Genomic DNA, 24445 nt, shown 5'->3' on the forward strand with positions numbered 1-24445 from the left:
CCGCACGCTCAGGCCGACATCACCCGCTGCGTCCTTATCGACTGGAGCAGCCCGATGCCCACCCACCCGGCGAACATCGACGACCCGCCGTAGCTGACGAACGGCAGCGGCAGACCGGTGACCGGCATGATGCCGAGGTTCATCCCGATGTTCTCGAACGCCTGGAACGCCAACCAGCCCACGACGCCGGCAGCGGTGACCGTGCCGTACAGGTCCGGGCAGTTCCGTGCGATCCGGCAGGCCCGCCAGAGCACCACCCCGATGAGCGCGATGATCAGGCCGGCGCCGAGGAAGCCCAGTTCCTCCCCGGCCACCGAGAAGACGAAGTCGGTCTGTTGTTCGGGCACGAACTGGCCGTTGGTCTGGGCGCCGTGGAAGAGCCCCGAGCCGGTCAGGCCGCCGGCGCCGATGGCGATCCGGGCCTGACTGGTGTTGTAGCCGACGCCGGACGGATCGAGCGCCGGATCGGCGAACGCGGCGAACCGGTTGATCTGGTACTGGTCCAGCAGGTGGAACTGCCAGACCGCCAGGCAGCCGACCAGGCCGACGCCCAGCAGCCCCAGGACCCACCGCTTCGGTGCGCCCGCGACGACCAGCATGCACAGCACGATCGCCGCGATGCCCAGCACCTGGCCGAGGTCCGGGGTGAGCAGGATGAGCAGCGCCGGGAAGCCGCCCAGGGCGAGCGCCCGGACGATGCCCCGCCGGTCCGGCCGGGTCAGGTCGCCGGCGTCCACCCGTGACGTCAGTGCCACCGCCATCGCGATGATGACGGCGACCTTGACGAATTCGGCGGGCTGGATCGACATGCCGCCGCCGATCACGATCCACCGCCGGGATCCGTTGATGGTGGCGCCGACCGGTGTCAGCACCAGCGCCACCAGCAGCACGGTCACGGCGTACAGCAGGGCCGCGGTGTCGCGCAGCCGCCGGTGGCCGTACCAGAGGGTGACCGCGCCGAGGGCGAGCCCGATCCCGGTGTTGACGAGGTGCCGGACGACGAAGAAGTAGGGGTCGCCCTGGTTGAGTTGCATCCGGCCGCGGGTCGCGGAGAAGACCAGCAGCGCGCCGATCGCGGAGAGCGCGAAGGCCGCGCCGAACAACATCCAGTCGAGTCTGCGGGCCAGGGATCCCCGCCCGAGGATCCGGCCCCAGACCGATTTGGCGCGGGTGGTACCGCGCACGGGAAAGCTGACGGCGCTCACCTGGACCTCCTGTCCGGACGGAGCCACGACAGGCAGACAATACTCCTCTAACTTGCGCAAGTATGAAAGCGACCGGTGTGTCGGTGCGGACGGCTCGACGGCGAGGACCACCGGCGCGCCACGGCCGGGTGCGGGGCCACCCGCCCGATGGCGTACCGCCGTTGCCGCTGGGGCCTGTCCGAGGGGCCATGGCCGGGGCCGCGACGCTGACCTGTCGGTCACGCCCTAGCCCCGCACCGGGCGCCGGAACAGGGCCGTCCACAGGAAGGCTTCCCCGAACGAAGCGGATGCGGGGGGCTCGTCCCGCATCCGGCGCAGTTCGACCTCGATCAGGTCGGCGAAGAGCGCCCGCAGCGCCCTGGGCGGGTAGGCCAGGCCGCCGTGCAGGCCGGAGCCGCGGTACAGCTCGGCGTCCGGGAGTTCCGACCCCATCGCCCCGGCGGCGAAACAGGTGAGGCCGAAATGACCGCCGGGCGCCAAGGCCCGCTCCAGGAGAGCGAGGTAGCTGATCCGGCGGTGCGGCGGCAGGTGGTGGAAGCACCCGGAGTCGTAGATCAGGTCGTACCGGCCGTGCAACCCGTGCTCCGCGGCCGCTTCCGGGTCGGCGAGGGCGGTGAAGGCGTCCCCGCAGTGGAAGCGGATCGCGGCCCCGGACGCGCGGGCGCGGTCCTCGGCCCAGGCGAGGGCGGCCGGGGAGAGGTCCACGGCGTCCACCTCGAAGCCCCGGGCGGCCAGGTGCAGGGCGTTGCGCCCCGGCCCGCAGCCCAGGTCCAGCGCGCGGCCGCCGGTGACCAGCCCGCGGTCGAGGTACCCCACGAGGTTCTCGTCCGGCTTCGCCGCGAAGAACGGCACCGGACGGTCGCGGTCCGCGTAGAAGGCGTCCCACCAGGCCCCCGCGCCCGCCGTCCAGCGGTCGGCCGCCGGCGCGAACAGTCCGTCCATCAGCCGGAGCACGTCCTCCATCGTGCGGACGTGTCGCGCCCCCTCCGGCCCGCCGCCGGCCCGCTCCGGCTCCGCGCATCCGTCCACCGCGTCCATGCGTCCTCCCGTAACCGCCGCCCGTCCGGCGCCCCGAGTCCGGCGCCGCCCGACTCCTGGAAGCTACCGGGAAGCGCGCCGGACGCCCCGGTCGGCAGGAGCGGCCCGACCGCGTCACGGCCCGTCTGACGCACCGTCCGGGGGCCTGCCGCCCCCTTTCGCCGGCCCGCGCCGGGACCCGCGCCCCGCACCCGGCGGCGTCCCGTCACGGGGGCGATCCCGGCCGCGCCGGGCCCGGTTTCCGTACGGGTTCCGAGCCCGCCGACCCCAAGGAGTCGCGGCCGGGGCGCTCAGCCCCCGGGGACCACCTCCACCGACCCGATGTACTCCCGGGTCCGCTCGTCCGGCAACCGGACCGCCTGCGCCCAGAAGTAGACGACGAGGCTGAACGCGGCGATCAACGCGATGTCCCACCACAGCGGCAGCGCGTCCGTCGCCCCGCACGCCACCTTGGACGCAGGACCGGTGCTGCAGAAGCCGCCCTGCCAGGAGATCACCCCCATGCCCAGCAGGTACACCGGCAGCCACTGCGCGTGCTTCCAGTCCAGGTGCGGTGCCTTGGGGTTGAGCTTGAGCAGCGCCGAACCGCCCAGCACCAGATAGCCCAGGACGATCGCCACGCCCAGCCGCCACAGCGTGTCCCAACCGGCCCAGTAAATGATCAAGTTGGCGACGACGAAGGCCACCGGCGCCCAGAAGAGCCCGCCGGGCAACCGGTACGGGCGCGGCCGGTGGGGATCCTGCTTCCGCAGGCACCCGAAGGCGAGCGGGGCGCCGGCGTACATCAGCACGCTCGCCGACGTCACGAAGCCCACCAGCTTCTGCCAGGTGGGAAACGGCAGGAAGACGACGAGCCCGATCACGAAGGCGACCAGCAGGCCGAACCACGGGACGCCGCGCTTGGTGGTGCGCTCGAAGACCACCGGCACGTAGCCGTTGCGGGACAGTCCGTACGACACCCGGGAGGTGGCCGTCACATAGATCAGGCCGGTGCCGGACGGCGAGATGACCGCGTCGATGTAGAGGAGCGTCGCCAGCCAGCCCAGCCCGACGGAGGTGGCGAGGCCGGCGAACGGCCCGGCCTTGCCGGCGAACGTCAGGTCGGCCCAGCCGCCGTGGGCGAACGCGCTGTGCGGGAGCGCCCCGATGAACACCGCCTGGAGCGCCACGTACACCAGCACGCCGATCAGGATCGAGCCGATCACCGCCCGCGGGATGTCGTGCGCCGGGTTGCGGCTCTCGCCCGCCAACTGGTCGGCCTGCTCGAAGCCGAGGAGCGCGAAGATGATGCCGCTGGTGCTGATCGCCGAGAGCATCCCCTTGGCGCCGAAGGGCGCGAAGCCCTGGTAGCCGAAGTTGGCGGGATGGAAGGCCGCGGCGCCCATCACGACGATGGTGACGACGGGGACGGCCACCTTCCACCACGTCGCCACGCTGTTGGTGTGGGCGAGCCACCGGACGCCGAAGAAGTTGACGACGACGAAGAACGCCATGAAGGCGACGGCGAGTCCGTAGCCGGCGCCGGTGAGGTGGTTCTTGCCCGTCTGCACCCAGGGGGCGTGCACGCTGAGGTAGTTCAGGGACGCCATCACCTCGATCGGCGCCACGGTGACCGCCTGGAGCCAGGAGAACCAGCCGAAGGAGGCGCCGGCCGCGCTGCCGAACGCGTAGTGCGGGAAGCGCGCGGTGCCGCCCGCGACCGGGTACATCGCGCCCAGTTCGGCGTGGACGAAGGCCAGGATGACGATGGCGACGGCCCCGATGCCCCAGGAGACCAGCGCCGCGGTGCCCGCCGCCTGCGCCGCGAACAGCGCGCCGAACAGCCATCCGGATCCGATGATGGACCCCTCCGAGGTCCAGATCAGCCCGATCAGTCCGATCTCGCGCCGCAGGCCGGGATTCCGGGGTGCGGCGGGTGCGGGCGGCTGGTGCATCTCCATGGGGCGTGCCCTCGTTCCGCTGCGTCGGGTGCGTCCGGTGACGAAGCGCCCGACGGCCTGCGGAGGCCCGAGTGGGCGCACGTACCTTTTGCCCCAATATTTCAGGAGGGTCGCGGAGAGGTCGGGCACGCCGCGCCGGGCGCGCCACGGTCCGACCGGTGGCGGTGTCCGCCGGGGCCGGCGCTACGGGCGGGGCGGCGCGGCGGGCCGGGGCGTCGCCGGTCCCGGTGTGGCGGCGGCCCCGCCGGCGTCGCCGCTCGACGGGGCGACTTCCACGCCGGTCTCGTCGAGACCGGCGGCCCAGGCCACCCCGGCCACACTGACGGCCAGCGCCAGGACGAGACCGATGGCGCCCAACGGGACGCGCCGCCGCTCCGATGGGTTGCCGCTCTCCCGCACGCCACCACCCCCTCCGCCGTTCCTGGCTCCATGTTCCTTGGCCGGCAGGGAAGTTGGCCATCACCCACACGGGGCGGGGACGCCGCGCCGAGCGCGGCTCGATATGTGGGGGGATCCGAGGGAACCCGATCACCGCGCCGATGTGACTGCCTGCTCAAGCAACCTCCCGGGGGCGTTCGCTCACCGCTCGTCGTCCGGCAGCCCCAGGACGACGCCGCGCCCGGCGTACACCCGTTCCCACCGCTCCCAGTCGACGTGCGCGAACTGCTGGGAGCGACCCGGGAGTCCGGACGGGTTGTGGATCACCACGTGGTCCGGTGTGACGCCGACGGCCAGCACCAGGTGCCCGCCCCGGCGCGGCGGCCGGGGGTCGGCGTCCCGGACGCTGGGGTGGACCGAGAGCAGGACGAGCCGGCCCGCGCCGACCAGCGCGGGGATCTCCGCCCGGGGAAGGTCGGGCCGGGACTCGGCGACCAGGCCCCAACGGCGGGTCGCGTAGGCGGCGAACGGGGCGTAGACGAGGCCGTCCAGGCCGTCCCCGCGGCGCACGTAGGCGCCGGCGTCCAGGCACTCGGCGGCCAGCTCCATGGCGGTGGGCGCCGACCCCCGCCAGAACTCCAACGCCATCCGCAGACAGGCCATCCCGCACAGGCGCCAGGACCACCAGGCGTACTCCTGCGGGTCCTCGGCCCCGTATTCGGGCCAGCGGGGGTCCTCGGCCGCCGGCAGCGTCCCGGCCAGGATCGCGGGGACGAGTTCCGGCGAGGCCCACTGCGCGTGGTAGGGGACGGGGTGGATGACGGTGGCGTTCGCGGTCATGGTGCAGGGTATCGACGGGCGTCGCGGCCCGCCGGGAAGGGTGCGCCGCCGACGACCGGCACCCGGGGCCGTCAACCGGCGCGCGGCGGCTCCCAGACCGAGCAGTCGTGCGCGAAGAGCACCCGGCGCGGCGCGAAGTCGGCGAGCCGGTCGAGCCAGCGGGGGTAGCCCGGCAGCGGCGGCTCGACGCCGTCCGACGCGGCCTGTCGGGCCAGGTGGTCGGCGGCGTAGTGCGACGCGACGTCACGGGCCTGCCCGGCCAGCACCACCGTGCCGTCGGGGCGGTGCAGGACCAGCGACTGGTGCCCGTCGGTGTGGCCCGGCGTCGGGACGACCCGCACGCCCGGCCAGATCTCGGCCTCGCCGGTCAGCTCCTCGTAGCGCGCGCCGGGGAAGTCGATCAGCTCGTCGAAGGTGTGGCCGCCGCGCCGCGCGGTGGCCAGCTCCACGGCCTGCACCACGATGGGCTTCCCGGCCAGGAGGGGGTTGCCGCCGCAGTGGTCGAAGTGCAGGTGGCAGTTGACGACGACCGAGACGTCGGCCAGGGACGCGCCGACGGCGGCCAACGCGGCCTGGAGCGGGCGGCGCCGGGGGCGGTAGTGCGCCTCGGTCTCCGGGTCGGCGGCTCCGACGCCGGTGTCGAAGAGCAGCAGTCCCCGGTCGTGCTCCACCAGATAGGCGAGCACGGGCTCCACCCGTGGCTCGGGGCCGCCGGTCTCCGATGCCGGCCGTACGAAGTAGCCGAGGTCGAGGCGGTGCACCGCGGTGTGCGTCGAGGTCGTCTGCATGACCCCATCTTCGTCGGGCCGGCCCGCCGCCCGCAGCCGGTTGCGCCCGATCGTCACCGCCGCCCCCGGGGCCGGCGGTGACCGCCGCGGTCCGTCAGGTCGTCCCGACGCACATCACGTCGAGCCGGTGCGCCGGCGGGGCGGCGATCGCCAACTCCGGGCGCCACACGGTGAGGATCTGCGCGGACGGCGTGAACAGCGGCCCGGGCAGCGCGGTGGGGGAGTGCCACTCCCAGCGGCTGACGTGCTGCGGCTCCGCCGCGTGCGGCGCCCCGTCGAAACGGGTGACGAGCGAGGCCATGGTGATGCGGTTCAGGCCGTCGACGTCGTCGTGCAGCATGGCGAAGATCCGCACCTCGTCCGGATCGGTGTGCAGTCCGGTCTCCTCCCGGAGCTCCCGGGCCGCGGCGGACCGCACGCCCTCGCCCGGATCGACCTTTCCGCCGGGCAACTCCCAGGTCCCCGCGCGGTGCAGACCGAGCAGCACCCGCCCGCCCGCGTCCAGCACGATGACGCCGACCCCGAACGTCGCGTGCGCCTGCGGCGGTCGGTCCCCGCGCTGCCGGCTGGTGACCGCACCCGTACCCGTGCCCGTTCCGCTGCCCATCCCGTCCCTTCCCGTCCCTCTCTCGGCTCCTGCACGACCTGCCCCGATGCCGGGACGGCAACACTTTCCCGCACATTCACCCGCAGGTGTGCGGCACCTCCACCGTTCCGGCCGAATCCGCGACGCGCGCCGACCACAATGCGCTCATGACCGATGACTGGAAGCGACAGATCGACCGGCTCCACCGGGAGTTGGTGCGGCGCGACGACCCGACCGAGTGGGTCGTGGAGGCCGATGCCGTGGACGCGTCCCGCCGCTATCCGGACCTCGCGCTCCGCGGGCCGGTCTTCGGGGTGGCCGTCCGCACCCCGGCCGACCCTCCGCAGGACCCCGAACGCACCGCGGAATGGCGGCTGTTGAAACCCGTGGCGGACGACACGCCGCAGGGCGCCCGGGACGCCCTCAACTCCCACCTGTGGTTCACGGCCAAGGACGACACCGACGACCCGGCCGTGCGGCGCGAACTGCTGGCCGCGGTGACCCGCCTGGAACACGAACCGCTCGACGACCTGACGGTCTGCGGCGCCCGCTACCGGATCGTCCGCGGCGACGAGTTCGTGCGCACCGGCCGCACCGGTCTGGAACCGCCCCGGCCCACCGACCCCGAACCGGCCGCCCGCACCTGGGAGGGCCGCAGCGACCCCCCGTCCCCGGACCTGGACTTCGCGCTCGTCCCCGGCCGGGAGACCAGCCCCATGGCCGCCGCCATGAAGGTGGCGCTCCAGGGCTTCGCCTATCCGGGGGAGGGCTTCCCCACCGCCGTCCGCGAGGAGTCCGAGCGCGCCCGCACGGACTATCCGGACGTCGTCCTGTTGCCGGTCGGCTTCGGCGTGGCCGAACGCCGCTCCGGAGGCTGGCAACCGAGGGGCGCGCTGATGCCGACCCCGCACGCGGCGCGGCGGCTGCTCGCCGACGCCATGGTCGAATTCTGGCCCGGGCTGTACGAGTTCAGTGACGCCGAACGGGAGCAGTACGCGCGGGCCGCCGACGCGTTCAAGGCCGCCGGCCGCGCCAACGACGTGCGGGTGGGCGACCGGGCGTTCCAGATCTGCCGCATCGAGCGGATGGTGCGCACCGGCCCCGACGGCCCGGAACCGCCCCGCCCGTCCGACGTGGACGACTACGGGCCGACGCAGATCCACCCGACCATGGACGAGGACGGCACGCTGCACTACGACAGCTGAGCCGGTCGGGCCGGCAGGCCAGCCGGCCGGTGGAGGTCCTCAGGGCGCGTCCGGCGGGTGTCCGGCCGATGACCCGAGTCGGGAAGTTACCGTTACCTCCCCTTTGGCACCCCCTTTTTTCGAGGCGTCGCCTCATCCGTCCGCGAGGAGCCGATCCTGAACGCGTCGTTGGCCGAAGCACTCTCCGTCGCACTCCTGGTGGTCGTCCTGGCCTGTGCGGTGGTGCGGCCCTGGGGCTGGCCGGAGGCGGTGGTGGCGGTCCCGGCGGCCGGCGTGCTCCTCGCGGTCGGGGCGGTGTCGCCGGCGCACGCGCGGGCGGAGGCCGAGCGGCTGGGGCCGGTCATCGGGTTCCTCGCCGCGGTGCTGGTGCTCGCCCAGCTCTGCGCCGACGAGGGGCTGTTCCGGGCCTGCGGTGCCTGGATGGCGCGCAGCGCGCGGGGCCGCCCGCACCGGCTGCTGGCACAGGTGTTCCTGGTCGCGTCGGTGGTCACCGCGGTCCTGAGCCTGGACGCGACGGTGGTGCTGCTCACCCCGGTGGTGTTCGCCACCGCCGCCCGCCTGGGCGCCCGGCCCGCACCGCACGTCTACGCCTGCACCCACCTGTCGAACACCGCCTCGCTGCTGCTGCCGGTCTCCAACCTCACCAACCTGTTGGCCTTCGCGGCCAGCGGTCTGAGCTTCACCCGGTTCGCCGGGCTGATGGCGCTTCCCTGGCTGGCCGCGATCGCCGTCGAGTACGTGGTGCTGCGACGGTTCTTCGCCACCGACCTGGACGCCGGCGCCTTGGCACCGGCCGTTGCGGACGCCCCCCAACTGCCGCTGTTCGCCCTGGTCACCGTGGCCGGCACGCTGGCCGGCTTCGTGCTCGCCTCGGCCCTCGGGCTCAACCCGGTGTGGGCGGCACTGGCCGGCACGCTGGTGCTGTCGGTCCGGGCCCTGGCCCGGCGCCGCACCACTCCCGCCGCGATCCTCCGCTCCGCCGCCCCGGCGTTCCTCGCCTTCGTCCTGGCGCTGGGCATCGTGGTCCGCGCCGTCGTCGACAACGGGCTCGCCGCCGGCCTCGCCCACCTCGTCCCGCACAGCGGCACCCTGCCGGCCCTCCTGGGCCTCGCCGCGCTCGCCGCCGTCCTCGCCAACGTCATCAACAACCTGCCCGCCACCCTCGTCCTGGTACCGCTCACCGCCCCCGCCGGGCCCGGCGCGGTGCTCGCCGTCCTGCTCGGCGTCAACATCGGCCCCAACCTCACCTACGCCGGATCGCTCGCCACCCTGCTGTGGCGGCGCATCGTCCGGGAACACGGCACCGACGTGGCGCTCGGCGAATTCACCCTGCTCGGCCTGCTCGTGGTACCCGCGGCACTGGTGGCCTCCGTGGTAGCACTGTGGCTGTCGCTGCACGTCCTCGGAGCCTGAGCACGGAGGCCGACTCGTGACCGTCATCGTCTGGATCGTCGAGGGCACCTGGCCGGCCTGCGTGGACGCCGCCCGCGACCACGCCCCCGAAGACGCCGAGATCGTGCTGCTGCACACCAGCGGCCCCGAGGCCCCGGCCGCCGCCCACGGCGCCTACGCCGGGCTGCTCGGCCGCGGCCACCGCCGGGGACACCACCCGCCCGAGGGCTGGGGCAGCGACCCGGGCAGCCGCGTGGAGGACCTGGCCGCCGCCTCCGCCGACGCGCTGCTGCGCACCGCCGCCGACCGTCTCGCCCGCCCGTGCACCCGCCGGGAACGCACCGGCCGGCCCGAACGCGCGGTGGTGGCCGCCGCCGACGGCGCCGACCTGCTGATCCTCGCCCGCGACGGCGACCGCAGCCACCTCGGTCCGCACAGCCTGGGCCCGGCCAGCCGCTTCGTGGTCGACCACGCGCCCTGCCCGGTCCTCCTGGTCTGGCCCGAACCCGCCCCCGACCTGGACACCCTGCCACCCCCACCGCCCCCCGAGCCGGCCTGACGGACGGCGGCCGGCCCGGTGCGGTCCCGCCGGGCCCGCCGGCCACGTCGGCCGTTCGGCCGAGCCGCGGCGGGCCGGCGCGTGCGTAACCTGCCGGCGTGGAACCTCGCACCCCCTTCCCGCGCCGCACCCGGTGGGCGGCCCCCGTCGCGCTCTGCCCGGTCCTCGTCCTGGCCTGGCTGGCCGACTGGGTGAGCGTCCAACCGCTGACCGGCTATCCGCACCACGTGGCGGACTTCGTGCCGCTGGCCACCGCACCGCTCTACGCGGTGCTGCTGCTGGCGCCCGACGGCTGGTCGACCGTGCGGCGCCGGGCCGCGGCCGCGGCGGCCGCCTCCTGGACGGTGACCGGCGTGCTGGCCCTCCTGCCCCACCGGAGCGCCGCCGGGACCTGGGGACTGCCGGAGACCGTGGCCCTCCTGGCGCTGCTCGCCCGCACCGCCCGGCGGGCCGAACCGCCGCCGGCTGCGGTCGCCCTGTGCGCCGCGCTCGGCACCGCCGTCGTCGCGGCCCCGCTGCGGATGTGGCACTACAACGACCTCGTCAACTACGCCTTCGCCCTCACCGTCGCCGTCGGCACCCTGCTCGGACTGGGCTGCTACCTGCGTGCCCTGGACGCCCGACGGGCCCGCGCCGTCACCGCGGTCCGCCAGAGCGAACGGCTGGAACTCGCCCGCGACCTGCACGACTTCGTGGCCCACCACGTGACCGGCATCGTCGTCCAGGCCCAGGCCGCCCGCACCATCCGCGAGAGCGCCCCCGAGCGCGTCGACACCATGCTGACAGGGATCGAGAAGGCGGGGCTGGAGACGCTGGACTCGATGCGCCGCCTGGTCCGGGTGCTCCGCGAGGAGGAGGGCCGCGCGGTGCGCCCCGGCGAGTTGTACGCCGCGCTGGCCGAACTGGCCGCCGACTTCTCCCGGGGCGGCGGCCCGGACGTCACGGTCCGGATCGACGCCGCCGCCCGCCAAGCCCGCCTCGCGCCCGAAGTGGAGACCTCCGTCCAACGGGCGGTGCAGGAAGCCCTGACCAACGTGCGCCGGCACGCGCCCGGGGCGGTGACCGTCGCCGTCCGCGCCGCCCTGCGCGCCGGGCAGTTGGCCGTCGAGGTGCGCAACGACGGGCCCGTCGACCGCGCCGCCACCCCCGCCGGCGGCCGCAGCGGCTTCGGACTGGTGGGCCTGCGGGAGCGCGCCGAGGCGGTCGGCGGCTCGCTGACCGCCGGGCCGACCCCCGAGGGCGGCTGGCAGCTGACCGCGACCTTCCCGGTGCTGGACCCCCGGCCGGACGACGCCGGCATGGCACGATCGGACGCGTGACCCCTTCCCCGACGTCCCCATCCGCGCAGCCGGCCCGTGCGACCCGGGTGCTCATCGCCGACGACCAGGAGATGGTCCGCACCGGCTTCCGGCTGATCCTCGACGCCCAACCCGACCTCGACGTGATCGCCGAGGTCGCCGACGGCGCCGCGTGCGTGGAGGCCGCCCGGCGCCTGCGCCCCGACGTCTGCCTGGTGGACGTCCGGATGCCGAAGCTGGACGGCCTGGACGTCACCCGGATCCTCGCCGGCCCGGACGCCACCGACCCGCTGCGGGTCGTCGTGGTCACCACCTTCGACCAGGACGACTACGTCTACGGCGCCCTCCAGGGCGGCGCCTGCGGCTTCCTCCTGAAGGACGCCGGCCCGGGCCTGTTGGTGGAGGCCGTCCGTGCCGCGGCCCGGGGCGATGCGCTGGTCTCCCCGTCGGTGACGGTCCGCCTGCTCGAACGCCTCGGCCCGCACCCGGACGCGGCGACCGGCCCGGGCGCCGCCGCCGGCGCCGCGGGGCCGCTCACGGACCGCGAGATGGACGTGGCCCGCCTGGTGGCCCGGGGGCGCACCAACCAGGAGATCTGCCAGGAGCTCTACGTCTCGCTCGGCACCGTGAAGACCCACCTCGGGAGCATCCAGACCAAACTGGGCGTCCGCAACCGCGTGGAGATCGCCGCCTGGGCCTGGGAGACGGGCGCCGTGCGGGCCCGCTGACCGCCGCCGTCCCCGCCCGGCCGGCGTCGGGTCGGCCGTTCGGCCGAGGGACGGCGGGCGGCTCCGGCCGAACGGCAGAGGCCCCGGGCACCCCCGCCGACCGACGGTGGTGCCATGCAGCAGACCACCACCACGGCGCCGCCCGCTCCGGCCCCGGCGCCCGACCGCCCCCGCATCCGCGCCCTCGACGCCCTCCGCGGGTTCGCGCTGTGCGGCATCCTCCTGGTCAACGTCCCGCAGATCACCGCCATGGCCTTCGGACCGAGCCCCGGGGTGCTGCACCCGATCCGCGCGTTCTTGGACCTCACCGTCCAGGAGCGCTTCTTCCCGATCTTCTCGTTCCTCTTCGGCATCAGCTTCGCGCTCTTCCTCGACGGCGCCGCCCGCCGCTCGGATCGGCCGCGGCTGCTCCTGGTACGGCGTCTGGTCGCGCTCGGTCTCCTGGGGGCGGCGCACCAACTGCTGCACCCCGGTGAGGCGCTCACCCCCTACGCGATCTTCGGACTGCTGGTGCTGCTGCCCGCGACCTGGCTGCCCACCCCGGTCGTGCTCGGCGCCGGCACCGTGCTCACCCTGGCCTCCGTGACGGTTACCTCGGGCGGCATCGCGACCATCCCGGGCCTGTTCCTGCTCGGCCTCGCGGTGGCCCGGCTGGGCCTGCCGCGCGCCCTGGACCACCGCACCGGCCGGCTGGCCGCGGTGCTCGCCGGACTCGTGCCGCTCGCGGCGGCGGCCGTCTGGTGGCAGCACGCCGTCGATCCGGCCGACGCGCACGCGACCCGGATCGCCGCCGGGGCCGGGCTGCTCGCCGCCGGTGCCTACGCCGTCACCCTGCTCCTGCTGCTGCGGACCCCGCTGGCCGCGCCGCTGTCCGCGGTCCTCGAACCGCTCGGTCGCATGGCGCTCACCAACTACCTGACCGCCACGCTCCTGGTCGTCGCGGCCGCCCCGGTGCTGGGCCTGCGGCACTCCCTGCACTGGGGCACGGCGATGGTGCTGGCCCTGGCGATCCTCGTCGTGCAGACGCTCGTCAGCCGCTGGTGGTTGGCCCGCTTCCGGTACGGCCCGGTGGAGTGGTGCCTGCGCTGCGTCACCTGGTGGGAGCGCGTCCCCAACCGCCGCTGACGGTCCGGAACGCGGTGAAGGCCCGGTGGGATCCACCGGGCCTTCACTTCTTGAGTAGCGGGGACAGGATTTGAACCTGCGACCTCTGGGTTATGAGCCCAGCGAGCTACCGAGCTGCTCCACCCCGCGTCGGCACGCTGAACTGTACGGCAACGGCGGGGGCCCGGTCGAATCGGCGCTTGCGCCCGGCCCGAGGGGGCCGCCGTGCCGCCTGCCGGAAGCCGGGGATCTTCGGCGGGGCCTCGCCGTCGTCCCGGGGGCGCCCCGCGGGTAGGGATGTGCCTGTGAGGCCGTGCGGCCTCGCAGTCGCGACCCAGAGAGAGGAACGCCAGTCACCATGAGCACCCCGAGCGTCCTGATTTCCGGTGCCAGCATCGCGGGGCCGGCCCTCGCCTCCTGGCTGGCCCGGGCCGGCTGGGACGTCACCGTCGTGGAGCGCTTCGACGAACTGCGCGACGAGGGACAGAACATCGACGTCCGCGGCACCGGCCGGGAAGTCCTGCGCCGGATGGGCCTGGAGGAGGCGGTGCGGGCCGCCCACACCCACGAGACGGGCCTGGACTTCGTCGACGAGCGGGGCCGGCCGGTCGCCCGCTTCGCCGCCGGCACCGACGACACCTCGGGCGGCACCGCCGAACTGGAGATCCTGCGCGGGCGCCTCGGACAGATCCTGTACGACCACTCGTCCGCCGAAGCCGCCTACGTCTTCGGCGACCAGATCACCGCGCTGCACGACGACGGGCACGGCGTGGACGTGGAGTTCCGCCACGGACCGGCCCGCCGGTTCGATGCGGTGGTCCTCGCCGAGGGGCTTCGCTCGCGGACCCGCGCGATGGTGTTAGGGGACGCGCAGGTGCACGAACTCGGCGTCTACAGCGCCTACTTGACCATTCCGCGCACCGAAGCCGACAACGACCGGTGGCGGTGGCTGATCTGCGACCGGGGCCGCGCGGTGACCCTGCGGCCGGACGACGTCGGCACGATCCGGGCCGGGCTGAACGTGCTCAGCTCCGTGCGCGGCCTGGACCGGCTCGACCGCACGGGCGTCGTCACGGTCCTGCGCGCGACGTTCGCCGACGTCGGCTGGGAGACCCCGCGGATCCTCGACGCCCTCGACGACGCGCCCCTGTACTTCGAAGCGCTCGGTCAGGCGCGGCTGCCGCGCTGGAGCAGCGGCCGGATCGCGCTCCTCGGGGACGCCGCCCACTGCGCCTCGCCGATGAGCGGCATGAGCACGACCCTGGCCCTCACCGGCGCCTACGTGCTGGCCGGCGAACTCGTCCAGCACGCCGATCCGCACACCGCGTTCGCCCGTTACGAGGCGACCATGCGGCCGTTCGTCGAGAAGGCGCAGCAACTCCGGCCGGGGATCCCGCGGATGGTCTACCCGCACACCCGACGGCAGCGCTCGTTGGTCTGGGCCGGTCTGCGGACCGCCACCAGTCCGCTGGCCAACCGGTTCGGTGACGTAGCGGGTGCGGTGTTCAGCCCGCCGGCGGACGCGTTCCGGCTGCCGGACCGCCCGTTGGCGGCACGGCGCGAGGGGTGAGCGCAGGGGCGGGGCCCTTCCGCCGGGCCGGTGCGCGGTGCGGGACGGAAGGGCCCCGGGACGGGGGAGCCGGCGCGGTCAGCGGAACCGGTTGATCGCGTCGATGTGCCGGGCGCGGAGTTCTTCGTCGCGCACGCCCAGCCCCTCGGTGGGGGCCAGGCACAGCACGCCGACCTTGCCCTGGTGGGCGTTGCTGTGCACGTCGTGGACGGCGAGCGCGGTGTCGGCCAGCGGGTAGGTGCAGGAGAGGGTGGGGTGGATCTTCCCCTTGGCCACGAGGCGGTTGGCCTCCCACGCCTCGCGGTAGTTGGCGAAGTGGGTGCCGACGATGCGCTTGAGGTGCATCCACAGGTAGCGGTTGTCGAACTCGTGGCGGTAGCCGGAGGTGGAGGCGCAGGTGACGATGGTGCCGCCCCTGCGCGCCACGTAGACGGACGCCCCGAAGGTCTCCCGGCCCGGGTGCTCGAAGACGATGTCCACGTCCTCGCCCCCGGTCAACTCCCGGATGCGCGCGCCGAACCGCTTCCACTCCCGCGGGTTCTGGGTGTCGTCGTCGCTCCAGAAGCGGTAGCCCTCGGCCGAGCGGTCGATGACCGCCTCCGCGCCCATGGCCCGGCACACCTCGGCCTTGCGCTCGTTCGAGACCACGCAGACGGGGTTGGCCCCGCCGGCGAGGGCGAGCTGGGTGGCGTACGAGCCCAGACCGCCGCTGGCGCCCCAGATCAGCACGTTGTCGCCCTGCTTCATGCCGGCGCCGTTGCGGGAGACCAGCTGACGGTAGGCGGTGGAGTGCACCAGCCCCGGAGCGGCGGCCTCCTCCCAGGTGAGGTGGTCGGCCTTGGGCATCAGCTGGTTGGCCTTGACCAGGGCGATCTCGGCCAGACCGCCGAAGTTCGTCTCGAAGCCCCAGATCCGCTGAGCCGGGTCGAGCATGGTGTCGTCGTGCCCGTCGGGACTCTCCAACTCCACCGACAGGCAGTGCGCCACGACCTCGTCGCCGGGCTTCCAGACGTTCACCCCGGGGCCGGTGCGCAGCACCACGCCGGCCAGGTCGGAGCCGAGGATGTGGTACGGCAGGTCGTGGCGGGCGGCCAGCGGCGAGGTGCGCCCGTAGCGCTCCAGGAAGCCGAAGGTCGGCAGCGGCTCGAAGAGGGACGACCAGACCGTGTTGTAGTTGACGGAGCTGGCCATCACGGCGATCAGGGCCTCGCCGGGGCCCAGTTCGGGCACCGGGACCTCGTCGACGCGCAGGGACTTGCGCGGGTCCTTGTCCGCGCTGGGCATGCCGCGGAACATCTCGGTGTCCGACTTGTGGACGGTCACGGCCCGGAAGGACTCGGGCACGGGAAGCGCGGCGATGTCCTCGGGGGTGCGGTCGGGCGCGTTGATCGCGGCGAGCAGCTCGCTCAGGGCATGGCTGTCGGGCATGGCGGAATGGCTCCTTCGGGAGGGTGCCTCAGGGGGCACCGGTCAGCGGGATGCGGCGCCCTCAAGCCCGACGCGGGGGCCCACGGCCGCGTGCAGGCGGGCGTAGGGGCCGGCGGCGGCCAAGAGTTGGTCGTGGGTGCCCTGCTCGACGATGCGGCCGCCGTCCATGACGAGGATCAGGTCCGCGTCGCGGATGGTGGACAGGCGGTGCGCGATGACGAAGCTGGTGCGGCCCGCGCGCAGCGAGCGCATCGCGCGCTGGATGAGGGCCTCCGTGCGGGTGTCGACGGAACTGGTCGCCTCGTCCAGGAGCAGGATGGAGGGGCGGGCGAGGAAGGCCCGTGCGATGGTGATCAGTTGCTTCTCGCCGGCGCTGACGTTGGTCGACTCCTCGTCCAGGACGGTGTCGTAGCCGTCCGGCAAGGTGCGGATGAAGCGGTCGGCGCAGGTGGCGCGGGCGGCCTCCTCGACCTCCTCGCGGGTGGCGGCGGGGCGGCCGTAGGCGATGTTCTCGGCGATGGTGCCGGAGAACAGCCAGGCGTCCTGGAGCACCAGGCCGAAGTGGGAGCGCAGGTCCTCGCGGGTGAGGGTGGTGATGTCGGTGCCGTCGAGGAGGATGCGTCCCCCGTCGGTGTCGTAGAAGCGCATCAGGAGGTTGCCCAGGGTGGTCTTGCCGGCGCCGGTGGGGCCGACGACCGCCACGGTCTGGCCGGGTTCGACGGTGAGCGAGAGGTCCTCGATGAGCGGGGTGTCGGGGGAGTAGCGGAAGTCGACCTTCTCGAACCGGACGTGGCCGCGGACCGCGGGCAACCGCGCCGGGCGGTCGGCGTCCGGGGTCTGCTCCTCCGCGTCCAACAGCTCGTGGATCCGCTCCGCCGAGGCGAGGGCCGACTGCAGGCGCGCGGCGATGCCGGCGACCTCGACGATCGGCTGGCTGAACTGCCGGGAGTACAGGACGAACGCCTGGACGTCGCCGATGGACAGGGTCCCGGCGACCACGCGCAGGGCGCCGACGACCGCCACGGCGACATAGCCCAGGTTGGAGACGAACATCATCGACGGCTCGATCGCGCCGGAGGCGAACTGGGCCCGGGCGCTGGCGCGGTAGAGGGCCTCGTTCTGCTCGTCGAAGGCCCGCTCGGCCTGCTCGCGCCGTCCGAAGCCCTTGACCAGCGCGTGGCCGGTGTAGACCTCCTCCACGTGGGCGTTGAGCGCTCCGGTGGCCGACCACTGACGGGCGAACCGCGGCTGTGCGCGCTGGCTGATCCGCGCCGCGAGCAGCACGGACACCGGCAGGCAGGCCACCATGATCAGGGTCAGCAGCGGCGAGATGACGAGCATCAGCACCAGCATGCTCAGCACGGAGAACACCGCCGTGATCAGTTGGCTGAGGGTCTGCTGGAGGGTCTGCTGGAGGTTGTCGACGTCGTTGGTCACCCGGCTGAGCACGTCACCCGCCGGGTGGCGGTCGAAGTACCGCAGTGGCAGGCGGGCGAGCTTGGCCTCCACGGACTGGCGCAGGGCGAAGACCACCCGCTGCACGACGGCCGCCACCAGCCGGCCCTGGAACAGGGTGAGCAGGGCGGCGGTGACGAAGAGCGCGAGCGCGATCAGCAGTACCCGGGCGATCGCGTCGAAGTCGACTCCGGTGGCGCCGTGGGCGTGCCGGATGCCGTCGAAGACCAGGTCCGTGGCCCGGCCCAGGAGGATCGGGCCCGCCGCGTTGAGCACGACGCCGCCGATGCCGAGGGCGACCGCCACGGCGACCGGGCCACGGTGGGGTCGCAGCAGGCCCAGTGTGCGGCGGGCGGTGCCGCGCCGCACGGGGCTAGAGCTGTCCGCCGCGACCATGGACGGCCTCCTGAGGGGTCGGGGCGCTCGCGGCGCGTTGTGCGGGGGCGTCGAAGTCGCCGTTGCTGGAGTTGAGTTGTGACTGGGCGATGTCCCGGTAGGCGGCGCTGGTGCGCAGCAGTTCCCGGTGCGTCCCGGTGGCGGCCACCCGGCCCCCGTCGAGGACGACGATGCGCTGGGCGTGCTGCACGGTGCTGACGCGCTGGGCCACCGTGAGCACCGTCGCACCGGCGATCTCCGGGGCGAGGGCGGCCCGCAGGGCGACGTCCGTGGCGTTGTCCAGCGCGGAGAAGCAGTCGTCGAAGAGGTAGACGTCCGGCCGGCGCAGCAGGGTGCGGGCGATCGCCAGCCGCTGGCGCTGCCCGCCGGACACGTTGGTGCCGCCCTGTGTGATCGGGGCGTCCAGCCCTGCGGGCAGCCGCTCGACGAAGTCCCGGGCCTGGGCGATGTCCAGTGCGTGCCACAGCGCCTCGTCGCTGGCGTCGGGGTTGCCGAACCGCAGGTTGCTGGCGACGGTGCCGGAGAAGAGGTACGCCCGCTGGGGGACGAAGCCGACGGTGCGGCGCAGCGTCTGCGCGTCGAGCTCGCGGACGTCGACGCCGCCCACCCGGACGTGGCCCTCGGTGGCGTCGAAGTGCCGCAGCACCAGGTTGAGCAGGGTGGTCTTGCCGCTGCCGGTGCTGCCGAGGATCGCCACCGTCTCGCCGGGGCCGGCGCTCAGGTCGATCCCGCTCAGCACCGGCTCCGCCGCGCCCGGGTACCGGAACCCGGCTCCGCGCAGCTCCAGTTGGCCGGTCGCGGGCGCGGTGCGCACCGGTCGGGGCGGCGCGGTCACGCTCGGCTCGGTCGTCAGCACCTGCTGGATGCGCTCGGCCGACACCCTGGCCCGCGGCATCGCCAGGCACACGAAGGTCACCATCACCACCGACATCGTGATGAGCGTCAGGTAGCTGAGGAACGCGCTGAGCGCCCCGAACCGCATGGCCCCGGCGTCGATGCGGTGGGCCCCGAACCACACCACCGCCGCCATGAAGGCGTTCAGGACCAGCAGCACGACGGGGACGATGGTGGCCAGCAGCCGGCCGACGTGCAACGAGACGTCACACAGTTCGGAATTGGTTCGGCCGAATCTCTCGCTTTCGTGTCCGTCGCGTACGAAAGCGCGTACGACGCGGACTCCCGTGATGCGTTCGCGCAACAGCCCGTTGACCCGGTCCAAGTAATTCTGCATGCGGTCGTAGAACGGATCGGTGCGGCCGAGAATGAGGCCGAAACATATTCCGACGGCCACCATCAGCACCACCAGGAGCAGGGCCAGCGGAATGTCCTGCTGGAGGGCGAGCGCAATGCTGCCCAGACACATCAGGGGCGCCGACACGACGACGCCGAACGCCGACAGTGCCAGCATCTGCACCTGTTGGACGTCGTTGACGGTGCGCGTCATCAGCGACGGGGTGCCGAACTCCCCGACCTCGCGGGCGGAGAAGTCCAGCACCCGGCGGAAGACGGCCGAGCGCAGGTCGCGGCCCATGGCCATGGCCGTCCGCGCACTCAGTGACACCGCGCCCATGGACGCCGCGATCTGGAGGACCGCCAGCGCCAGCATCCCCAGGCCCAGCTGGACGATGTAGCCGCTGTCGGCCTTGAGCACGCCGTTGTCGATGACGGCGGCACCCAGCGACGGCAGGGCCAACGTGGCCAGGATCTGGAGCAGTTGCAGCAGTGCCAACAGGACGACGGCGCGCCGGTGGGGGCGCAGTCGGGTTCGGAGGGTTCTGAGCAGCACCGGGCGACGCTCCAGGAGACGGGCAGGTCCGGTCGGCGGCGCCAACGAGGCGCCCACCGGGCCTGGGCGGGGCACGTCCGCACAGTGCAGCGCACCGCGCACCGGAAAATCCGTAGTCTCTTGGCGCAAGGGCCCGGTGGGCCGTTCCGATCGGGTGCCCCGTCCCGAACTGCTCATGCGCGAACCGGTGGTGGGGACTCCGGAATTCCGTAGTGTTACCGGAATTGCTTGACGCCGTGACCGGCTCCTTGGAAGCGTTCGCTTACCCGGCGTCTGGACCGCGGCGCATTCGACGCCATTCGACGCCGAGAGGTCAAGTAGCAGACTCGGCTCTGCGTTTGGGCGGTCTGTTTCTCAGCGAAGGAAAGGAATGAGATGTCCAAGCGTGCGCTGATCACCGGAATTACCGGGCAGGACGGCTCCTACCTGGCGGAGCATCTGCTCGGGCAGGGCTACCAGGTGTGGGGTCTGATACGCGGCCAGGCCAATCCCCGGAAGTCGCGGGTCAGCCGGCTGGTCTCCGACCTGTCCTTCGTCAACGGCGACCTGATGGACCAGGCCAGCCTGGTGTCGGCGGTCGACACGGTGCAGCCGGACGAGGTCTACAACCTCGGCGCGATCTCCTTCGTGCCGATGTCCTGGCAGCAGGCGGAACTCGTCACCGAGGTCAACGGCATGGGCGTGCTGCGCATGCTGGAGGCGATCCGGATGGTCAGCGGCCTGAACGGCTCGCGCACCGCCGACGGCAGCCAGATCCGCTTCTACCAGGCGTCCTCGTCGGAGATGTTCGGCAAGGTCGCCGAGACCCCGCAGTGCGAGACCACCATCTTCCGGCCGCGCAGCCCGTACGGCGTCGCGAAGATCTACGGGCACTTCATCACCCGCAACTACCGCGAGTCCTTCGGCATGTACGCGGTGTCCGGGATGCTGTTCAACCACGAGTCGCCGCGTCGTGGAGCGGAGTTCGTGACCCGGAAGATCTCCCTCGCGGTCGCCCGCATCAAGCTCGGCTACCAGGACAAACTGTCCCTCGGCAACCTCGACGCCGTGCGGGACTGGGGCTTCGCCGGTGACTACGTCCGCGCCATGCACCTGATGCTCCAGCAGGACGAACCGGGCGACTACGTGATCGGAACCGGCCAAATGCACTCGGTCCGGGACGCCGTGCGCATCGCCTTCGAGCACGTGGGCCTGGACTGGGAGGACTACGTCAGCATCGACCCGTCCCTGGTGCGTCCGGCCGAGGTGGAGATCCTCTGTGCGGACGCCGACCGGGCCCGCGCCAAGCTCGGCTGGGAGCCCAGTGTCGACTTCCCCGAACTGATGCGCATGATGGTCGATTCCGACCTTCAACAGGTATCCCGCGAGCGGGAGTTCGGGGACCTGATGGCCAACAGCTGGTAGTCCGGTCGGCCGTACGGGGCGCCTGACGCGCGGCGCGGGCTCCGGGCGCCCCGTGCCGCGCGGTGCGGCCCGGGCGCCGCACCGGCGCGGTGCGTGCGGGCTCTACGGATCTTCCCGCGGTCCGCCCGGTGGGATGGGCGCGCGGGGCACCGGGCCGGATCGGCCATACCCCTGCCGCCAGCACACGAAGGAAGGAGCCGATGCCACGATGGCAACCGCCGCAGCATGATCATCTCCCCTCGGGGGGTGGAGGTGCCGCGGCGGCGTGTCGCATGCCACATGTGCGGAAGCTCATGTACTCTAACGCTTCTCAGACATCACTCTTTAGGGTGATTTACGGATCGATGGGGTGACACCCCGTCACATCCGTTGTGTCTCCGAGGTGCGAGGAGTCCTATGGTGCGGAGCCGGAGCGTAGATCCTGATATAGGCAGCACCTTGGTGGGCCGAGGCGATGCCGTGCGGGAGCTCGACCGCCGCGCCCGCGAAGCCCTGTCCGGGCACGCCCGCTCGGTGGTCGTGACCGGCCCGGCCGGAATCGGCAAATCCGCCCTCCTCCGCGCCTTCCTCAGGGGGGACGCCTGTCGGGGCGCCACGGTTCTGCGGGGCCTCTGTTTGCCGGATGCGGGGGGCGCTTCCTTCAGCGGTTTACGCGCGTTGCTCGGTCCGACCGCACGGCGCGCCTTCCTCGACGACGCCACCCAGACCGCCGTTCGAGCGCTCGCTCCGGGCGCGCTGGACGGCGCACCCCCGCACGCTCCCGCCGTCCAGCAGGCGTTCCACGCCCTGCACCGGCACGCGGCCGACGTACTGGCCCGCCGCCCGCTCGTCCTGGCCCTCGACGACGCCCAGCACTGCGACGAACTCTCCCTGCGCTGGCTGGAGTTCCTGCTGCGCCGATCCGCCGACCGCCCCCTCCTCCTCGTCCTCGCCCGGCAGTCCGAGGCCACCGCCCTCACCCGCGGCGTCCCGACGCACCACGCCCTCGCGGACCTGACGGCCGACTGCCGCACCACGACGCTGCGCCTGTCGACGCTGACCGAGAGGGACGTCGCCGAGGTCGTGCGGGAGTTCTTCCCGGTGCCCGCCGCCCCCGTGTTCGTCACCCGCGCCCGCGCCGCGACCGGCGGCAACCCCCGCCTCCTGGGCCGACTGCTACGCGAACTGCGGGCCGCGGGGGCCGGACCGGGGGTGGGCGGCGCCGACCGGATCGCCGAGACCGCCGGTCGCGTCCTGGCGGGTTGGGCGCGCGAACTCCTGGACCGCCAGCCGCCCTGGATCGGTGAGGTCGCACGGGCGGTGGCCGTCCTCGGCGAGCGGGGCGCCGACCACGTCGGTCCGCTCGCCGGCGTCCCCGCCGACGCCGTCGAGGACGCCCGGAAGGTGCTGTGCGAGGCCGGGCTGGTGCCCGCGGACGGCCGCCTCGCGGAGGGGGCGGTGCGCGCGGCGGTGCTCGCGCCCCTGGACGCCCACGTGCTGTCCGGCCTGCACGCGCGGGCGGCCCTGCTCCTGAGCGATGCGGGCCGGCCCGCCGAAGAGGTCGCCGACCACCTCCTGCGGCTGCCCTCGATCGACGAACCGTGGATGCCGGGCGTCCTGCTGGAGGCCGCGGCCTGCGCCGAGGAGCGCGGCGCGCCGGAGACCGCGGCCCGCTACCTGTACCGGGTGCTGGAAGTGGACCCCGACAGCATCGACATCCGCGTCCGCTTAGCGAGGGTGCTGGCCGACACGGACCCGCCCGAGGCGGTCGGCCTGCTGCGCGAGGCGCTGGCACCGAGCGTCGACGTGCGCACCCGGGCGCGGATCGCCGCGCAGTTCGGCACGACCGGGCTGGCCGCGCGCGAGTGCTCCGTCGCCCTGAAGATCCTCGAAGACGTCCTGGACGCGCTGGACGCCGAACTCGGCCCCGACCCCGCGCCGGCCGACCAGGAACTGCGCACGCTCGTCGAGGCGGTGTTCCTGATCGTCGGCTCGCACGGCCGCAGCACCATCGCCGCGACCCGCAAGCGGGCCGCGATGATGAGCCTGCCGGAGGGCGACACCCCCGCCCAGTGCCAGAAGCTGGCGGCCATGGGGATCCTGACGGCCTTCGACGGCGGGCCCCCCGAACCGGCCCTGCAGCAGGCGCTGCGCGCCACCGCCAGCCACCAACTGCGCCTGAAGAGCTGGACGTTGATCAACTCGGCGCTCGTCCTCGGATTCGCCGACCGCACCGAGGAGGCGCTGCACTCCCTGGACCGGGTCCTGCGCCACGGCCGGAAGAACTCCGCCATCTGGACCTACGCCCTGGCCCTGTCCATCCGCGCCGTCCTCAAGCACGGCGTCGGCGCCCTCCCGGACGCCCTCGCGGACGCCAGGACGGCGGTCCGGCTCAGTGGGTCGGAGCAGTGGAGCGGGACGCTGGTCATGCCGCGCCTGGCCCTGGCGGGCGTCCTGGTGGACCGGGGTGAGGCCGCGGACGCCGAACGGCTGCTCGCCGGTACCGAGCCCGCCTGGCGCGAGCAGTACGTGTGGACCTACCCCCGTTACCTGATGGTCCTGGGGCGGGCCCGGCGCGCCTTGGGGGACCCGGAGGGCGCACTGACGCTGTTCCGCGCATGCGGCCGGGCACTGGCGGAGGCCGAGGTGCACCAGCCGGCGTTCCTGCCCTGGTGGATGGAGGCGGCCTGCGTCCTCGCGGAACTGGGCCGCACGAAGGACGCCCAGGAGCCCGCCGCACACGGTGAGCGGCTCGCCCGGCAGTGGGGCACGCCGCGCGTCCTCGGGCTGGCCGCACTGGCCCGCGGCGTGGCCACCCCCGGCGCACGCGGCGTGGAACTGCTGGGCGAGGCGGTGCGGGAACTCGCCGCCTCACCGGCCCGCGTCGAGCACGCCCGCGCCGAACTCGCCCTGGGCAACGCCCTCTTGTCCGCCGGCGACCGACGCGAGGCGCGCGAGCACCTGCGCACCGCGGCCGGCCTGGCCCAGCGCTGCGGCGCCCTCGCACTGGGCCAGGACGCCCGCGACGCCCTGGTGGCCGCGGGCGGCCGTATGCGGAAGCTGACCGCCTCGCCGCTGGACCTGCTCACCGGCATGGAACGCACGGTCGCCAGCCTCGCCGCCGGCGGTGCGGGGAACCGCTCGATCGCGCAGTCGCTCTACGTCAGCGTGCGCACGGTCGAGATGCACCTGACGAGCGTGTACCGCAAGTTGGGCATCGCCGAGCGGGCCCAGCTCTCCGCGGTCCTGCGCTCCTCGGGGGAACGCGGGGCACGGGCGCGGGGGGCGGCACCACCGTCGGGCGGACAGGATTGAGGGCGAGCGGACCGGGATGGAGCCTGTGGCGGGACTGCACGGCACACAGTC

Annotated in this window: 19 protein-coding genes and 1 tRNA gene; 9 read left to right on the forward strand and 11 right to left on the reverse strand. The window is 73.5% G+C overall.

All coding sequences use genetic code 11. The features are described 5' to 3' along the window. Positions 1-8: 8 nt before the first annotated feature. The 7 genes from rodA to ACJ6WD_RS13915 all read right to left on the reverse strand — a co-directional run bounded on the left by rodA (position 9) and on the right by ACJ6WD_RS13915 (position 6796). Positions 9-1205, reverse strand: coding sequence for a rod shape-determining protein RodA (rodA, locus tag ACJ6WD_RS13885; RefSeq protein ID WP_374206834.1), 1197 nt, complete (start codon positions 1203-1205; stop codon positions 9-11). A 225-nt stretch (positions 1206-1430) separates the two neighbouring features. After that, on the reverse strand, positions 1431-2243 hold the full coding sequence (locus tag ACJ6WD_RS13890) for a class I SAM-dependent methyltransferase (RefSeq protein WP_407615865.1): 813 nt from the start codon (positions 2241-2243) through the stop codon (positions 1431-1433). A 290-nt stretch (positions 2244-2533) separates the two neighbouring features. After that, positions 2534-4183 (reverse strand): APC family permease, encoded by a 1650-nt coding sequence (locus ACJ6WD_RS13895; protein WP_016575226.1) that lies wholly within the window; start codon positions 4181-4183, stop codon positions 2534-2536. Between the two features lie 183 nt (positions 4184-4366). Next, the gene (locus ACJ6WD_RS13900) at positions 4367-4582 is read right to left on the reverse strand and encodes a hypothetical protein (protein WP_055584440.1); all 216 of its coding nucleotides are present in this window, start codon (positions 4580-4582) and stop codon (positions 4367-4369) included. Positions 4583-4762: 180 nt separating this feature from the next. Continuing rightward, positions 4763-5401, reverse strand: coding sequence for a C39 family peptidase (locus ACJ6WD_RS13905; RefSeq protein WP_233659284.1), 639 nt, complete (start codon positions 5399-5401; stop codon positions 4763-4765). Between the two features lie 71 nt (positions 5402-5472). Further along, positions 5473-6189, reverse strand: a complete 717-nt coding sequence (locus ACJ6WD_RS13910; protein WP_233659283.1) for an N-acyl homoserine lactonase family protein — start codon at positions 6187-6189, stop codon at positions 5473-5475. Positions 6190-6283: 94 nt separating this feature from the next. Beyond that, positions 6284-6796 carry a nucleotide triphosphate diphosphatase NUDT15 gene (locus tag ACJ6WD_RS13915; RefSeq protein WP_407615866.1) on the reverse strand — a complete coding sequence of 171 codons (513 nt, stop codon included), beginning with the start codon at positions 6794-6796 and terminating at the stop codon, positions 6284-6286. Positions 6797-6942: 146 nt separating this feature from the next. Here ACJ6WD_RS13915 and ACJ6WD_RS13920 point away from each other — a divergent pair, with 146 nt between their 5' ends. From ACJ6WD_RS13920 to ACJ6WD_RS13945, 6 genes are all read left to right on the forward strand, one after another. Next, positions 6943-7980 (forward strand): DUF5954 family protein, encoded by a 1038-nt coding sequence (locus tag ACJ6WD_RS13920; protein WP_407615867.1) that lies wholly within the window; start codon positions 6943-6945, stop codon positions 7978-7980. A gap of 168 nt (positions 7981-8148) precedes the next feature. Continuing rightward, positions 8149-9393 (forward strand): SLC13 family permease, encoded by a 1245-nt coding sequence (locus tag ACJ6WD_RS13925; RefSeq protein ID WP_376556130.1) that lies wholly within the window; start codon positions 8149-8151, stop codon positions 9391-9393. A gap of 16 nt (positions 9394-9409) precedes the next feature. Further along, the gene (locus tag ACJ6WD_RS13930) at positions 9410-9931 is read left to right on the forward strand and encodes a universal stress protein (RefSeq protein ID WP_233659281.1); all 522 of its coding nucleotides are present in this window, start codon (positions 9410-9412) and stop codon (positions 9929-9931) included. A 98-nt stretch (positions 9932-10029) separates the two neighbouring features. Beyond that, complete coding sequence (locus ACJ6WD_RS13935) at positions 10030-11250, forward strand: sensor histidine kinase (RefSeq protein ID WP_376438530.1); 1221 nt, start codon at positions 10030-10032, stop codon at positions 11248-11250. A 71-nt stretch (positions 11251-11321) separates the two neighbouring features. Further along, positions 11322-11957 carry a response regulator transcription factor gene (locus ACJ6WD_RS13940; protein WP_232817292.1) on the forward strand — a complete coding sequence of 212 codons (636 nt, stop codon included), beginning with the start codon at positions 11322-11324 and terminating at the stop codon, positions 11955-11957. 114 nt (positions 11958-12071) lie between these two features. Continuing rightward, positions 12072-13082 carry a DUF418 domain-containing protein gene (locus ACJ6WD_RS13945; RefSeq protein ID WP_407615868.1) on the forward strand — a complete coding sequence of 337 codons (1011 nt, stop codon included), beginning with the start codon at positions 12072-12074 and terminating at the stop codon, positions 13080-13082. Positions 13083-13137: 55 nt separating this feature from the next. On the opposite strand, the gene ACJ6WD_RS13950 is transcribed toward ACJ6WD_RS13945, so the two are convergent. Beyond that, positions 13138-13211, reverse strand: a tRNA-Met gene (locus ACJ6WD_RS13950). Positions 13212-13419: 208 nt separating this feature from the next. On the opposite strand from ACJ6WD_RS13950, the gene ACJ6WD_RS13955 reads away from it, so the two are divergent. Further along, entirely contained in the window at positions 13420-14631 is a 1212-nt protein-coding gene (locus ACJ6WD_RS13955) for an FAD-dependent monooxygenase (RefSeq protein ID WP_233659275.1), read from the forward strand. Between the two features lie 78 nt (positions 14632-14709). Here the strand turns inward: ACJ6WD_RS13955 and ccrA are convergent, their stop codons facing one another. The 3 genes from ccrA to ACJ6WD_RS13970 are packed head-to-tail and all read right to left on the reverse strand — an operon-like array spanning position 14710 to position 19696. Continuing rightward, complete coding sequence (gene ccrA, locus ACJ6WD_RS13960) at positions 14710-16059, reverse strand: crotonyl-CoA carboxylase/reductase (protein WP_016577848.1); 1350 nt, start codon at positions 16057-16059, stop codon at positions 14710-14712. 42 nt (positions 16060-16101) lie between these two features. Continuing rightward, on the reverse strand, positions 16102-17910 hold the full coding sequence (locus ACJ6WD_RS13965; RefSeq protein WP_376438538.1) for an ABC transporter ATP-binding protein: 1809 nt from the start codon (positions 17908-17910) through the stop codon (positions 16102-16104). After that, a complete protein-coding gene (locus tag ACJ6WD_RS13970) occupies positions 17888-19696 on the reverse strand; it encodes an ABC transporter ATP-binding protein (protein ID WP_233659272.1) in 1809 nt (602 codons plus the stop codon). Before ACJ6WD_RS13970 ends, ACJ6WD_RS13965 begins: the two co-directional genes overlap by 23 nt. Before the next feature lie 375 nt (positions 19697-20071). Between ACJ6WD_RS13970 and ACJ6WD_RS13975 the strand changes: the two genes are divergently transcribed. Beyond that, on the forward strand, positions 20072-21100 hold the full coding sequence (locus ACJ6WD_RS13975; protein WP_016577845.1) for a GDP-mannose 4,6-dehydratase: 1029 nt from the start codon (positions 20072-20074) through the stop codon (positions 21098-21100). 396 nt (positions 21101-21496) lie between these two features. Continuing rightward, the gene (locus ACJ6WD_RS13980; protein WP_407615869.1) at positions 21497-24394 is read left to right on the forward strand and encodes an AAA family ATPase; all 2898 of its coding nucleotides are present in this window, start codon (positions 21497-21499) and stop codon (positions 24392-24394) included. The last annotated feature ends 51 nt before the right edge of the window (positions 24395-24445 follow it).

It is taken from the genome of Streptomyces sp. VTCC 41912, assembly GCF_045799175.1.
Classification (GTDB): domain Bacteria; phylum Actinomycetota; class Actinomycetes; order Streptomycetales; family Streptomycetaceae; genus Streptomyces; species Streptomyces albulus_C.